This is a genomic window from Streptomyces sp. T39 (assembly GCF_008042045.1).
Taxonomy (GTDB): domain Bacteria; phylum Actinomycetota; class Actinomycetes; order Streptomycetales; family Streptomycetaceae; genus Streptomyces.
Window position 1 is genome coordinate 69,514 of the sequence record NZ_RDBP01000016.1, and the last position, 13,663, is coordinate 83,176.

Genomic DNA, 13,663 nt, shown 5'->3' on the forward strand with positions numbered 1-13,663 from the left:
CCGCCCGTACGACAGGAACCCCCATGGACAACCCACCGGCCGGCGGACCAGCCGGCGAGGCACCCGACATGCACGAGGTCGTCGGCCGTGACGACATCCTCCTCGTCACCCTGGACACCCTCCGGTACGACGTCGCCGAGCGCCTGGCCGCCGAGGGCCGCATCCCGCACCTGGCGGCGCACCTCCCCGTAGGCGGATGGGAACGCCGCCACGCGCCGGGCAGCTTCACCTACGCCTCGCACCACGCGATGTTCGCCGGGTTCCTGCCGACGCCCGCCTTTCCCGGACCGCACCCGCGGCTGTTCGCGGCACGCTTCGCCGGCAGCGAGTCGACGGCCGCGCGCACCTGGGTGTTCGACACCCCCGACCTCGTCTCCGGCCTCGCGGACGCCGGCTACCGCACCGTCTGCGTGGGCGGCGTCGGCTTCTTCAACCGCAGGGACGCCCTCGGATCGGTGCTGCCCGGCATGTTCCAGGAGGCCCACTGGGAGCCCTCGTACGGTGTCGCTTCGCCGACGTCCTTCGAGGAGCAGGTCGCCTGCGCCGAGCGTGTGGTGGCCCGACTGCCCTCCGCCCGGAAGCTGTTCCTCTTCGTGAACGTGTCCGCGATGCACCAGCCCAACTGGTTCCACCTGCCCGGCGCGACCGCGGCGGACGGCGACAGCCCGGAGACCCACGCGGCGGCCCTGGAGTACGTCGACCGCCATATCGGGCGCCTCTTCGACGCCATGCGCAGCCGCCGCCGCTGCTTCGCCGTCGTCTGCTCCGACCACGGCACCACCTACGGGGACGGCGGCTGGACGGGCCACCGGCTCGCGCACGACGCGGTCTGGACGGTGCCGTACGCGCACTTCTTCCTGGAGCCGGCCGYCCCCGCCCCGTCCCCCGCCCCCGAAGGAGCCCCGCGATGACCACGCCCGCCCGCATGGACGCGGCCCCGGACATCGCCGCCGCGACGGGCCCGCGCAGGCCCTACGAGAGCTATGTCTACGCCTACCCCCACAAGACCGCCTACCGGCCGCTCGCTGACCGGCCGGCGCTGCGCGACCTGTGGACGGACCGCCCCAAGGACGCCCTCGCGCTCTACGCGCACATCCCCTTCTGCGAGGTCCGCTGCGGCTTCTGCAACCTGTTCACCCGGATCGGCGCGCCGGACGGACTGGCCGGCGCCTACCTCGACGCCCTCACGCGGCAGGCCCGCGCGGTGCGCGAGGCGCTCGAAGCGGACCGCCGGACCGTCCGCTTCGCCGCCGCGGCGTTCGGCGGCGGCACCCCGACCTTCCTCACCGCCCCCGAGCTGTCCCGCCTCTGCGACATCGCCGAGCACACCATGGGCGCCGACCTGCGGGCCGTGCCCCTGTCCGTCGAGGCGTCGCCGTCCACCGCGACCGCCGACCGGCTGTCCGTCCTCGCCGAACGCGGCACCACCCGGCTGAGCCTCGGTGTGCAGAGCTTCGTCGACACCGAGGCCCGCTCCGCCGTCCGGCCGCAGAAGCGGGCCGAGGTCGAGGCCGCCCTGGGCCGCATCCGGGACGCGGCGATACCCGTGCTCAACATCGACCTCATCTACGGCATCGACGGCCAGACCGAGGACACCTGGCGCCGGTCCCTGGAGGCGGCGCTCGCCTGGCTGCCCGAGGAGCTGTATCTCTACCCGCTGTACGTTCGCCCGCTCACCGGTCTCGGCCGCCTGCACGGCCCCCTCTCCGACGAGGCGTGGGACACGCAGCGCCTCGGCCTGTACCGGTACGGCCGGGACCTGCTGCTCGCCGCCGGGTACACACAGGTCTCGATGCGGATGTTCCGCCGGTCCGGCGCCCCCGCGTCGGCTCCGGGCGACCACGCCTGCCAGACCGACGGCATGGTCGGTCTCGGCTGCGGCGCCCGCTCCTACACCGCGGACCTGCACTACTCCTTCGACTACGCCGTCGACATGCGCCGGATCCGCGCCATCGTCGACGACTACGTCGGGCGGGCGCAGGACGACTTCACACGGGCCGACCACGGCCGCTGGATCGACGGCGCCGAGGCCCGCCGCCGCCATCTCCTCCAGTCGCTGCTCCAGGCGGAGGGCATGCCGGTCGCCGAGTACGAGGCACGGTTCGGCACGGGGCCGTGGGACGACTTCCCCGTGGAGCTGGCCGAGTTCGCCGCGCGGGGCTGGCTCGCCGACGACGGTGCATCACCCGGCACACTGTGCCTCACCCCCGAGGGGCTCGCCCACTCCGACGCCGTCGGACCGGCCCTCTTCTCCCCCTCCGTCCGCGCGGCGATGACCGCGTACGCACGCAAGTGACGGGCCTCGCCATGGACCTGACGCTGCTCTACCGCGGGCCGCTTGCCTCCTGCGACTACGACTGTCCGTACTGCCCGTTCGCGAAGCGCCGCGACACCCGGGACGCCCTCACCGCCGACCGGGCCGCCCTGGAGCGCTTCACCGCATGGGCGGCGGCGAACACGACGGACCGGCTGTCGGTGCTGATCACGCCGTGGGGCGAAGGGCTGGTCCGCTCCTGGTACCGCAGGGCGCTCGTGGACCTCTCGCACCTCCCGCACGTGCGCCGGGTCGCCATCCAGACCAATCTGTCCTGCCGGACGGGGTGGACGGCCGACGCCGACCGCGACACCCTCGCGCTGTGGTGCACCTACCACCCGGGGCAGACGTCCTACGACCGCTTCCTCGCCAAGTGCCGCGAGCTGACGGCGGGGGGCGTGCGCCACAGCGTCGGGATGGTCGGCCTCCCCGGCCATCTGGACGAAGCCCGCCGCCTGCGACGCGACCTGCCCCCGGAGGTCTACCTCTGGATCAACGCCGCCGAGGGCCACGGCTACACGGACGCACAGGCCGCCCGCTGGACGGAGATCGACCCGCTGTTCCCCTACAGCCGCCACCCGCACCGCTCCGCCGGACTGCCGTGCCGCACCGGTGAGTCGGTGGTGTCCGTCGACGGCGAGGGCACGGTGCGGCGCTGCCACTTCGTCCAGGCCGAACTGGGCAATCTCTACGACGGGAGCTACCGCGCGGCCCTGCGACCCCGGACATGCCCGCTGGCGGTCTGCGACTGCCACATCGGCTACGTCCACCTGGAGTCGCTGCCCCTGTACGACGTCTTCGCCGGCGGTGTCCTGGAACGCGTCCCCGCGAGCCGGCCCCCGGCCGTCCCGGCCGCGCCGCTGCCGTAGGCTCCGCGCCGTGCACACCACACTGACCGAACACGCCCGCTGCCTCTACGGCGACGAGCACAGACCCACGCCGGAGTGCGGCGCGGAGCACAGCCTGCACTACTTCGTGGAGGAGCTGACCTTCGCCGGCGCGGACGAGGTGCTCGCCATGCTGCGGGAGCTCTCCCCGCAGCTCGTCGACGGATACCTGCCGGTCTGGGTGCGCAACCTCGCCTACCGCCTGGTCCTCCTCCAGCGGCCGGACGAGCCGGACCTGATGCGGGAGGCGGCCCAGAGCCTGTGGCTGCACGGCCCGGACTGGGACGCGATCGCCGAGGAGCTCACGAGCCGGGCCGACGCCCTGGAGGCCGCGCGGGCCGGGGAGCCGACGACGCGGGCCGACGCCCCGGAGACCGCGCGCGCCGGGGAGCTCATGCGCGGGGCCGACGCCCCGGAGGCCGCCCGCGCCGGGGAGTGACCGCGGGGGCCCGGTCGTCGCCGAGCGATGCGAGCTCCGCCGCCAGCGTGCCCAGCCAGTGCTCCACGTCGAGCAGCAGCGGGAGAGACCTGCCCGGCGCCGCGCTCTCCAGGCCCGCCGGGAGACGCACCGGGCCGGTCCGTGCGCCGCCCGGCGGGAAGCGCGCCGCGTCGACGACCGCGGCCGCGGTCGAGTCCGCCGCCTCGCGCGCCCACGAGGTCACGGCGGGGCCGATCCCGCCGTCCGGCGTGTGGCGGGCCGCGTTCCTCGGCAGCCAGTACGCGCCCACGAGGATGTGCACGCCGCAGTTGATCGCGGCGGGCCAGTCCGGACCGCCGTCCCGGCGACCGCCACCGGGCTCGCTGCGGTACTGCGCGTAGGCGGCCTCCGCGAGGCGCAGCCGGTGCAGCGTGCTCCGCCCGGCCGCGCCGCCCGTCCCGGGGGACTCGGGCCCACCGGCCGGGGCCGGCGCGAGCGAGGCCGCCACCGTGGCGGGCACCAGTGAGGCGGCCTCCCGCAGCATGCGGGCCATGCCCCGCCGGACCTCGGTGGCCGCCCCCGCCGGCCAGGCCAGCACCCCGCAGAGCAGCCCGATGCCGCAGCCGGTCAGCACGTCCACCACCCGGGCCTCGCCGATGCGCCAGGTGATCGGGGCGAGCTGGGCGAACGCCGTCGACACGACCAGGGTGAAGAGCCCCTGGGCCCAGGCCACTCCCGCCAGCGGCCCCACCGTGAAGGCCAGCACCATGGTGGGCGCCAGCAGCGCCGCGTACGCGTCGGTGGCCCCGCCCGCCCAGAGGACCAGGGCACCGGCCGCCAGCGCCCCGAGGAGTGTGCCGACCGCGGCCGAACGGACGGCCGACCAGGTGGCCCCCGCGGTCGTCCGCCCGAGGGTGAGGACGGCGAGCAGCACCCAGAAGCCGTGGGACAGGTCCAGTGAACCGGCCACCAGCCGCGCCGCCCCCAGCCCGAGCGCCGTGCGCACCGCGTTCTGGAAGACGACCGAGCGCAGGGTCGCGTTGCCTTTCAGCCGCCGCAGCCACAGGCTCGCGGACGACGGCGCGGCGTACCAGAGCTGCTGGGCCGGCAGGCCGGGGACACGGCGCCGCCCGCCGATCCCGATGGACAGGGCGGCCCGCGCCGTGACGGCCGAGGCGGCCTGGGCGAGGACGGCCGACTGCCGTCGCAGCACGTCCGCGGGAACGGGTTCGCCGGCGTCCGCCGACCGTACGCGGGCGCGGAGGAAGTCCTCGACCATCTCCTCCAGCAGCCCGGGTCCCGCCACGGGCCGTTCGCCGCGCAGGTTCCGGGCCATCAGGGCGCACTCCGCCGCGATCCCGCCGACCAGCGTCGCCGACACCGGGTCGCGGGCGGGCGGGGGCGAGGCACGCTCGGCGGAGCGCGCCAGCTGGTCCAGCAGCCGCCGGGTCGCCGATCCCGTGTGCGCCAGCGCCCGCTCGGTCCGGCCCGCGCCGGTCGGGCGCACCCCGGGTGGCAGCCGTGACAGGCGCAGGGCCTGGCCGGCGGCGCGCAGCTCCCCGGCCAGTGCCGGATCCGCCGGGCCGCCGGGCAGCGCCGCCCGGGCCGCGCGCGCCGCCGCCTCCAGCGCGCCGGCGACCCGCTCCCGGTAGGACACGTCGGCGGGCGCGGGCAGCAGCAGCCACTCGCAGAGCGCCAGCAGGACGCATCCCACCAGCAGCCCCGCGAGCCGCTGCGGCAGGGTGTCCGGCGCGTACGGCGGGAAGCACGCCAGGATGTAGAAGAGCAGCAGCCCGGGGGCCACCCCGGCGGGTGCCGGGCCGCACGCCGCCGCGAAGGAGAGCGCGAAGCCGACGAGCAGCATCCCCGCGACCGCGGGCAGGGTCGCGACGGCCAGCGCGGTGCCGAGCGCGGTGAGCGCGGCGGCGACCGGCAGCACCCGCAGCACCACCAGGGCGCGGTCCCGGCCGGAGCCGGGGATCTGCGACAGGATGCCGAGCGCCACCGGCGCGAAGAGGGCGTACAGCGCCATGGCGGGCTCGTCCAGCGCGTACACGGCCGGATAGAACCCGGCGCTCGCGGCGACGCTGACGCGCACCGCACGGCGCACGGCCCGCACACGGTCGGGGGACGACGGCCGCCCGGGCATGGCGCTCCTCTCCGCGGCCCCGCCCCGGGACGCCCCGCCGCCGTACTGTCCATTGTCGGCACCTGCGCGCGCCTGTCACCGCGACCCGCGCCGACCGCTTCGTCCGGTGGACGCCGGGGCACGCCTCCGGCATCCCGCAACCGCGCTGCGAAATGGCGCGTCTTCGACGCTGTCGGCCGCGGGCGCGGTCCGGCGAAGCGGACAAAGGGGGACGTGCCATGCAGGGGACGAGGGTCTGGCGGAGACGGGCGGTGTGGCTGTGCGCCACACTCGCCGTGGCGTCGGTGACGGTGGGGTGCCGGGACACCGGCGACGGCGGCGGAGCGGCTGTCACGCCCGGACCGGTCGCCTCATCGAAGACACCCGACGGCGACGCGGGCAAGGGAGGGGGCAAGGAATCGGCCACCCCGGCCCCGGACGCCTCGAAGACCCCGGGCGGCGAACCGGCGGGAGCGCTGACCTGCGCACAGCTGCGGAACGCAGAGCTCCAGAACGCGGAACTGCGGCTGCCCGACGCGCCGGAGGGCACCATCGCCTTCACGGACGGCCGCTGGGAGAGCGGCGACGGAGTGGTCGTCGAGCTGCAGCCGCAGTGCGGCGTCGGCGACATGACCGGTGACCCGGCGGCGGACGCGGTCGCGGCCGTCAAGGTCACCACGGGCGGCACGGGCAGGTTCTACACGCTCGTGACCTGGCGCAACGACGCGGGGACCCCCGTGCCGGCGGCCGCCGTGCCGCTCGGCGACCGGACGCCGGTGGAGTCCGTCGAGGTGAGTGCGGAGCCGGCGAGGCAGGCGACCGTCGTCTACCTCACCCGCGGGGACACCGACCCGGCTGCCGTGGTGACGATCAGGCGGACCGCGGTGTACCGGGTGGCGGGGCCCGCCATGGCCGAACTGCACCATAGCGACGCCCCGTACACGCCGTGACCGCGGCCCTCCGCCGCACGGCCGTCGCGGCCGTGCGGCGGACGGCCCGCTGCTGCGCCCCTACCAGATGGAGTCGACCCACTCCGGATGGTCGATGAACGGGTTCCGGTTCTTCTGGATGCCGAATATCGCCTCGTTGCGGTTCTGCTCCAGCGAGTCGGGCGGGTCCTGGGTGTGCCACTGCTTGAGCACCGAGAGACGGCCGATCGCGGGAGCCGACCCGTTGTCCACCTGGTCGTTGGGCTCGAGGTCGGCGAAACCGTCGTCCCCGTCGTAGCGGACGGCCATGTAGAGGATCATGCGGGCGACGTCGCCCTTGACGGCGTCACGCGGTTCGAAGGAGTCGGCGTCGGTGCGGTTGCCGGGCGCCTCGCCGACCTCGTCCCCGCCGTTGTCGAAGTCCTTGCTGCCGCGGGTGGCGTTGACGGACACGTCCGTCGGCCGCAGGTGGTGGATGTCGGTGCCGGGGCCGGTGGCGGTGCCGAAGTCGCCGTGGGACTTGGCCCACACGTGCTCGCGGTTCCACTGGTCCTCGCCGCTGCCGTTGTCGGACTTCGCCTGGGAGCGGCCGGTGTAGAGGAGGATCACCTTCGAGGGGTCGGCCGGGTCCTCGTCCGTGGTCTTCAGCGCGTCCCACACCTGGTCGTAGGAGAGCTTCGTCTGCCGGCCGACGATGGTGTGCAGGGCGGCCTTCAGGTCGGCTCCCGACCTGCCGAGCGCGTCCTGGTAGTAGGTGTCGTCGAGGGCCGGCGCGGTGGTGGTCGTGGGGGAGGGGGCGTGCTGGGTCGCCACGGCGGCCGACGGCACGGCGACGGCGGCGACGGCGACGAGTACGGCCGCCGCGCGCCGGTGGCGTCGGCGGGTGGTCAGGCGGTGAGCGGACATGTGGGGGGCGTCCTCTCCGGGTCGGAGCCGCCCGGCCGGCGGCGGAACGCGGGCGCGGACGGGCGGCTGGGTGGTCGAACTCGGGAGAATGTCACGCGCATGACACCTTCGGGTGGACACCTTGCGCCCATGTCGTGCCGGGACGGTGAATCAGGCAGGCGGCGGCGGGCCGCCCGCCGCCCGGCGGTCCGGGTTGACCTTTACGCGACGTCAACTTCTACCGTTGCGGTCATGGAGTGGTCGATCCAGGACATCGCGCGACGCGCAGGCACCACGAGCAGGACGCTGCGCCACTACGGAGAGCTCGGGCTGCTCACCCCGAGCCGTATCGGCGGCAACGGCTACCGGTACTACGGGCAGGACGAGCTGGTACGGCTCCAGCGCATCCTGCTGCTGCGGCGTCTCGGTCTGTCGCTGCCGGCGATCGCCGACGTCCTCGCGGGCGAACAGGAGACCGCCGAGGCCCTGCGGACCCACCTGGACCTGCTGGAACAGGAACGCGAACGCATCGGACGGCAGATCGCCGCCGTGCGGACCACTCTCGAGAAGACGACACGAGGAGAGCGGCTCATGCCCGAGGAAGTACTCGACGGATTCGACCACACGCGGTACGAGCAGGAGGTGACCGAACGCTGGGGCCGCGACGCCTATGCGCGCGGCGACCGGTGGTGGCGGTCGCTCACGGACGAGGAGAAGCGCGACGTCAAGGAACGGCAGGAGGCCATCGCGACCGACTTCGCCGCGGCCTTCGCCGCCGGCCGGGCGGCCGGCGACGACGAGGTGCAGGACATCGCCCGGCGCCACTGCGACTGGCTCTCCGGGCCCGTCCGGGTCACCCGCTCGTACGTGATCGGGCTCGGCGAACTCTACGTCGGCGACCCCCGTTTCGGCGCCCACTACGACCGTCACGCCGAAGGCGCCGCGGCGTTCGTGCGCGACGCGCTCACCCTCTACGCGCAGCGGCACCTCACCGACTGACGCGGCGGAACCGGCCGCCGCGGCCACCGGCGGTCCGGGCCCCAGGCCCCCGCGGCGCACCGGAGCCCGGACGCACGGCAACTCCCCCCGGCAAGGGGCCGGTCGAAGGCGCCGGGCGCACCCCGCCCGGCGCGGACCGTGGCAGAGGCGTGCGTCCGGGGCCGCATAGGGTGATCCGCATGTCTGCCTCATTGAGCCCTGCGAGAACCCGTGCCGCACTCCGTGCGTCGGCACGCATATCGACGGAGATGCTGCTGGTCCTCGTGGGGACGGCGGTGGTGCTCTGGCTTCTCGGCCGTATGTGGTCGATCGTCTGGCCCCTCGTCGTCGGCCTCCTCCTCACCACGCTGACCTGGCCCTTCGCGCGATTCCTCCGTCGGCACGGCTGGCCGCCCGCCCTCGCGGCCTCGGTGGTCACCGTGCTGTTCCTCGGCGTCACCGCGGGCGCCGTGGCACTCATCGCCGTCCCCGTCGCCTCGCAGTCCGGCGAACTGGCCGACGGAGTGGTCGAGGGCATCCAGCGGGTGCGCGAATGGGCCGCCGGGCCGCCGCTGAACATCGGCGACGACCAGATCACCACCGCGCTCGACTCCGCGACCGAACGCCTCCAGGGCAGCGTCGGCAGCATCTTCACCACCCTCGCCACCGGCGTGGGCACGGTGGTCGACGGTGTGGTGACCGCCGTCCTCGCGCTCTTCCTGATGTTCTTCTTCCTCAAGGACGGCCCCCGCTTCCTGCCGTGGCTCGCCCGGCAGCTCCCCGGCCGTCTCGCGGTCGACGTGCCCACCGTGGCGGAACGCGGCTGGGACACCCTGGGCGCCTTCGTCCGCTCGCAGGCGGCGGTCGGTCTGCTGGACGCCGTCCTCATCGGCATCGGGCTCTGGGTCCTGGACGTCCCGCTGGTGTTCCCGCTGGCCGTACTCACCTTCCTCTGCGCCTTCGTGCCCATCATCGGCGCCCTGTTCGCCGGATTCGTCGCCGTGCTGATCGCGCTGGTGTCGAACGGGGTGACGGACGCGCTGATCGTGCTGGCCGTCATCGTCGTGGTGCAGCAGGGTCTGTGTCTGGCGGGGACCGCCATGGGGCTGCACCACCAGCTGGCCCACGCGCTCGGCGGCACCTTCGACCTGCCCCACGCCCGGCTGCACGCGCTGCTGCTGCCGCACGTGATGGCGTTCACCCTGCCGTCCGCGCCGGGGGCCGCCGCCCGGCTGGGCCGGATCACGGGCGGCSACCCGTTCGGCGACGGCGGCCAGCCCGTCGCGGGGAACGCCCAGCGCGCCGAGCCCGGCCGGCCCGCCGCCCTGGCCGGCGAGCCGTCGCACGGCCGCCACCGGGTCGCCGCCCGTGATCCGGCCCAGCCGGGCGGCGGCCCCCGGCGCGGACGGCAGGGTGAACGCCATCACGTGCGGCAGCAGCAGCGCGTGCAGCCGGGCGTGGGGCAGGTCGAAGGTGCCGCCGAGCGCGTGGGCCAGCTGGTGGTGCAGCCCCATGGCGGTCCCCGCCAGACACAGACCCGCGAGCCAGGCGGACTCCTGGAGCCGTTCGCGGCCCGCGAGGTTCCCGAGGTCGCCGAGCACCTCCGGCAGGGCGGTGAGCAGCCCGGTAGCGGCCTCGGTCGCGAGCGCGTCGCTCACCGCGGAGGCGTCCGGGGCCCAGAGTGCCTCGACCGCGTGGGCCAGGGCGTTCAGCGCACTGGTCAGGGTGAGCTCGCGGGGCATCGTCAGCGTCAGTTCCGGGTCGTACACCACCGTGCCGGGAGCGATCGCCGGATCGCGCCGGGTCGTCTTCACCCCGTGCTCCGTCTCCCCGAGCACCGGCGTGGCCTCGGACCCGGCGTAGGTGGTCGGGACGGCGATCTGCGGCATCCCGGTGCGGGCCGACAGCGCCTTGGCGAGACCGATGGCGGAACCGCCGCCGAGGGCCACCACGCAGTCGGCGCGGACCCGCCCGACGATCGCCATGGCCTCGTTCGTCACGGTGACCGGGGTGTGCACGGCGGGCCGGCCGAAGCGCGCCGCGAGGCGCGCGCCGAGCGCCCGCGCCAGGTCGTCCGCGGCCCCGGCAGCGGAGGGCGCGGCGACGAGCACGATCCGGCGCGCACCGAGCCGCTCGGCCTCCGCCGGGATCCGGTGGCGCGCACCCGGCCCGGCCAGGACACGGGACGGGAAGGTCTCGTGGACGCCCACCCGGGCGGTGCTGGTCTCGGGCATCTGCCTGCGCCTCCGTCGGTTCGGGGCCGGGCAGTCGGGCCACCCGGGCCGCGGGATGCGGGCCCGCAGGTCAGGCCGCCGGGCCCGCCCGGCCGGGAACCACCGTACGGCAGGGCGCACGGCTCCCGCGGAGCGACGGGCCCGCACCCGTGACACCCCGCCCGGCCGGGCGGATACTGGCCCCATGAACGGGACCGCGCCCGCCCTCACCGAGCTGCGCGCACGGGTGGCAGCCGGGATCTTCCGCCGCGTCGCCGGTCCGTCGGGCCCTGCCAACCGGGACCGCATCCATCTCACCCCCGGACCGCGGTGGTTCGCCCCCGACCGGCCGATCCGGCGGGTGCACGGCGACGCCTCGATGTTCGTCGGCGGTCTGCGCGCCCTGCTGCTCCAGTCCCTCCACCCGCTGGCGATGGCGGCCGTGGCGGCGCACTCCGGCTACCGGGGCGATCCGTGGGGGCGGCTCCAGCGCACCAGTACCTTCCTCGCCGTGACGACCTTCGGCACCGCGGACGACGCGCAGGCCGCGGTGGACCTCGTCAGATCGGTGCACGGACGCGTCACGGGCACGACCGCCGAAGGGCTGCCCTACCGGGCGTCGGACCCCTGGCTGCTCGGCTGGGTCCACGCCGCCGAGGTCGACAGTTTCCTCCGGGCGCACCAGCGGTTCGGGGCGGTCCCGCTCGACCGGGCGGGCTGCGACGCGTACGTCGCCGACATGGCCCGGGTGGCGACGGCGCTCGGCGTCCCCGATCCCCCGCGCGACCTGCGCGGCCTGTCGGAACGCATCGACGCCTACCGGCCCGAGCTGCGCGGCACCGCCGAGGCCCGGCAGGCGGCGCGGTTCGTCCTCCTCCACCCGCCCCTGCCGCTCGTCGCCCGCGGTCCCTACGCGCTCCTCGCGGCGAACGCGGTCGCCTCCCTGCCGCCCTGGGCGTGCCGCGCCCTGGGCCTGCCGGGCTTCCCCGGACCGGCGGGCACCGCCGTCCGGGCCACCGGCCACGCGCTCACCCGCAGCATCCGCTGGGCGCTGTCGCCGCCCCCGGGCGCACCCGGCCGGCCCGATCCGCGCGAGTCCTCCTGAGCACGGCCCGCCCCGACTCGGGCAGCTCCTAGGAGCGGCGTCCCCGCTTGCCGCGCCCGGCGCCCTTGGCACCGCCGGAGCCACCCGATCCGCCCCGTGAGCCGCGGGCGCCCGCCCTGGCCCCGGACCCGGTGGACGGCTTCGACGAGGACGGGCCGCCCGACCGCCGGCCGCCCTGCTTGCCGCCCCCCTTGCCACCGCCCGCGCCTGCCGCCGCGCCGCGACCCTCCGCGGCACCGCGGCCCTGCTGGGCCGTGGCCGGCGGGCGTCCCCGGGAACTGTTGACGGTGCGGCCGCGCACGATCCCGATGAACTGCTCCACCAGGTCGGTCGTCGCGTCCTCGGGCCAGGAGAGCACGACACCGGACTGCGGCGCGTCGGTCACCGGGCGGTAGGTGAGGTCCCTTCGGTGGTGCAGGCGGGCGAGCGACTGGGGCACCAGCAGCACACCGATCCCGGCCGCCACCAGTTCGACGGCGTCCGCCGTGGTGGCCGGGCGCTCGAGGGCGGGCGTGCCCGGCGGGGTCTCCCAGCCGAGGGTGTCGAGGGTGTCGTCGAGGGGATGGAGCACGATGTCGTCGGCGAGGTCCTCGATGCCGACCTCGTCGGCGGCGGCGACCGCATGGTCCTTGGGCACCACGACGACCGTCGTCTCGGTGTAGAGCGGAATGGCGCTCAGCACCGTCCGGTCGACGGGCAGCCTCACCAGGCCCGCGTCCACGTCACCGTCCCGCAGGGCGGCGACCGCGTCGGCGGCGGGAACCGGGACGAGGGTCAGGGGGACACCGGGCATCCGCTCGTTCCAGATCCGCACCCATTTCGCGGGTGTCGCTCCTGGTACGTAAGCGAGCCGGAAGGAGAGAGCAGCTTGCGAATCCGTCACCCGCCCAGGCTACCCGCCGCCGTGGTCGGAACCGGCACGAGCGCTCGATACCCTTGACACCATGACGTCGCACCAGAACTCCCAGACGATGAAGCCCGCGACCGCGGCGAAGAAGCTGGGAGTGTACCTAGAGGCCACCCCCGCCGAGTTCCGGGACGGTGTCGTCTCACGCGCCGAGCTGAACACCCTCCAGTCCGACCCGCCCGAGTGGCTGAAGGAGCTGCGGCGCAACGGCCCGCACCCCCGTCCGGTCGTCGCGGCGAAGCTCGGCGTCTCCATCGCGGGCCTGGCGCGCGGCGGTGTCACCGAGGCGCTCACCACGGAGCAGATCGAGGAGCTCAAGCAGGAGCAGCCCGAGTGGCTGCTCAAGGAGCGCGCCACGCAGGCCGAGGTGCGCAAGGAGTCGGTGCGGATCAAGGCGAAGCAGGCCGAGCAGGCGGAGCAGCGCGCGCAGGACGGGCCGCGCGGCTGACCCTCCCCCGGACAGGCCCGACGGCCCACCCCGGAGAACCGGACACGCCCGGTGCCCCGCCCCCTGCGATGGGGGCGGGGCACCGGGCTTTCGGTGTCATCGGGCGAGCAGGGCGGCGGCGCACAGCGCCGCCGAGCAGAGGAGGGCGGCGACGCTGCCGCAGACCAGGCGGCGCCTGAGCTCCTCGTAGCGCTCGGTGTACTCCTGGCGGAGCTCGCCGGCCCGGGCGACCAGGGCGGCGAGGACCCGCCGGGTCAGCGCGATGCGGTCCTGGACGTAGTGGCTCACGACGTCCTCGCGCTGGGCGGTGGTCAGCCACGGCATGCGGTCGGCGAATTCCTCCGCCTCCCGCCGGGCCTCGCTCAGCCGGCCCTGGGCGAGCAGGTAGCCCTCCAGCCGGGCGATGCCGGCGGCCACGTCCGGCGCGGGGCCCTTCACGGAGCGGGGCACC

General features: G+C 75.2%; 11 protein-coding genes and 3 pseudogenes. 9 read left to right on the plus strand and 5 right to left on the minus strand.

Annotation, left to right across the window (positions count from 1 at the left end):
* Positions 1–68 precede the first annotated feature (68 nt).
* The 4 genes and pseudogenes from EAO77_RS18970 to EAO77_RS18985 form a co-directional block, all read left to right on the plus strand.
* Positions 69–911, plus strand: a complete 843-nt coding sequence (locus tag EAO77_RS18970; protein WP_187283309.1) for an STM4013/SEN3800 family hydrolase — start codon at positions 69–71, stop codon at positions 909–911.
* A complete protein-coding gene (locus tag EAO77_RS18975; protein ID WP_410088593.1) occupies positions 908–2,296 on the plus strand; it encodes an STM4012 family radical SAM protein in 1,389 nt (462 codons plus the stop codon). Before EAO77_RS18970 ends, EAO77_RS18975 begins: the two co-directional genes overlap by 4 nt.
* Positions 2,297–2,307: 11 nt before the next feature.
* Positions 2,308–3,183 carry an STM4011 family radical SAM protein gene (locus EAO77_RS18980; protein ID WP_147989525.1) on the plus strand — a complete coding sequence of 292 codons (876 nt, stop codon included), beginning with the start codon at positions 2,308–2,310 and terminating at the stop codon, positions 3,181–3,183.
* A gap of 10 nt (positions 3,184–3,193) precedes the next feature.
* Positions 3,194–3,535: pseudogene (locus tag EAO77_RS18985) on the plus strand (hypothetical protein); the annotation flags it as partial.
* Positions 3,536–3,593: 58 nt separating this feature from the next.
* Here the strand turns inward: EAO77_RS18985 and EAO77_RS18990 are convergent.
* On the minus strand, positions 3,594–5,768 hold the full coding sequence (locus EAO77_RS18990; protein WP_147989479.1) for an FUSC family protein: 2,175 nt from the start codon (positions 5,766–5,768) through the stop codon (positions 3,594–3,596).
* Positions 5,769–5,986: 218 nt separating this feature from the next.
* Here EAO77_RS18990 and EAO77_RS18995 point away from each other — a divergent pair, with 218 nt between their 5' ends.
* Positions 5,987–6,697 carry a hypothetical protein gene (locus EAO77_RS18995; RefSeq protein ID WP_147989480.1) on the plus strand — a complete coding sequence of 237 codons (711 nt, stop codon included), beginning with the start codon at positions 5,987–5,989 and terminating at the stop codon, positions 6,695–6,697.
* A gap of 60 nt (positions 6,698–6,757) precedes the next feature.
* Here the strand turns inward: EAO77_RS18995 and EAO77_RS19000 are convergent, their stop codons facing one another.
* Entirely contained in the window at positions 6,758–7,582 is an 825-nt protein-coding gene (locus tag EAO77_RS19000) for an endonuclease I family protein (RefSeq protein WP_147989481.1), read from the minus strand.
* Between the two features lie 231 nt (positions 7,583–7,813).
* On the opposite strand from EAO77_RS19000, the gene EAO77_RS19005 reads away from it, so the two are divergent.
* Both EAO77_RS19005 and EAO77_RS40105 read left to right on the plus strand, forming a co-directional pair.
* Complete coding sequence (locus tag EAO77_RS19005; RefSeq protein ID WP_147989482.1) at positions 7,814–8,560, plus strand: MerR family transcriptional regulator; 747 nt, start codon at positions 7,814–7,816, stop codon at positions 8,558–8,560.
* Between the two features lie 179 nt (positions 8,561–8,739).
* Positions 8,740–9,735 (plus strand): annotated as a pseudogene (locus tag EAO77_RS40105) (AI-2E family transporter); the annotation flags it as partial.
* Positions 9,736–9,846: 111 nt separating this feature from the next.
* Here EAO77_RS40105 and EAO77_RS40115 read toward each other — a convergent pair.
* Positions 9,847–11,061 (minus strand): annotated as a pseudogene (locus tag EAO77_RS40115) (iron-containing alcohol dehydrogenase); the annotation flags it as partial.
* On the opposite strand from EAO77_RS40115, the gene EAO77_RS19015 reads away from it, so the two are divergent.
* A complete protein-coding gene (locus tag EAO77_RS19015) occupies positions 10,958–11,857 on the plus strand; it encodes an oxygenase MpaB family protein (protein WP_147989484.1) in 900 nt (299 codons plus the stop codon). The pseudogene EAO77_RS40115 and the gene EAO77_RS19015 overlap by 104 nt on opposite strands.
* Before the next feature lie 28 nt (positions 11,858–11,885).
* Here EAO77_RS19015 and EAO77_RS19020 read toward each other — a convergent pair whose 3' ends face one another.
* The gene (locus EAO77_RS19020; protein ID WP_147989485.1) at positions 11,886–12,740 is read right to left on the minus strand and encodes a LysR family substrate-binding domain-containing protein; all 855 of its coding nucleotides are present in this window, start codon (positions 12,738–12,740) and stop codon (positions 11,886–11,888) included.
* 61 nt (positions 12,741–12,801) lie between these two features.
* Here EAO77_RS19020 and EAO77_RS19025 point away from each other — a divergent pair, with 61 nt between their 5' ends.
* Positions 12,802–13,212: a DUF5997 family protein gene (locus tag EAO77_RS19025; protein WP_147989486.1), complete on the plus strand. Its 411-nt coding sequence runs from the start codon at positions 12,802–12,804 to the stop codon at positions 13,210–13,212.
* Positions 13,213–13,308: 96 nt separating this feature from the next.
* On the opposite strand, the gene EAO77_RS19030 is transcribed toward EAO77_RS19025, so the two are convergent.
* A complete protein-coding gene (locus EAO77_RS19030) occupies positions 13,309–13,662 on the minus strand; it encodes a hypothetical protein (protein WP_187283304.1) in 354 nt (117 codons plus the stop codon).
* Position 13,663: the final 1 nt, after the last annotated feature.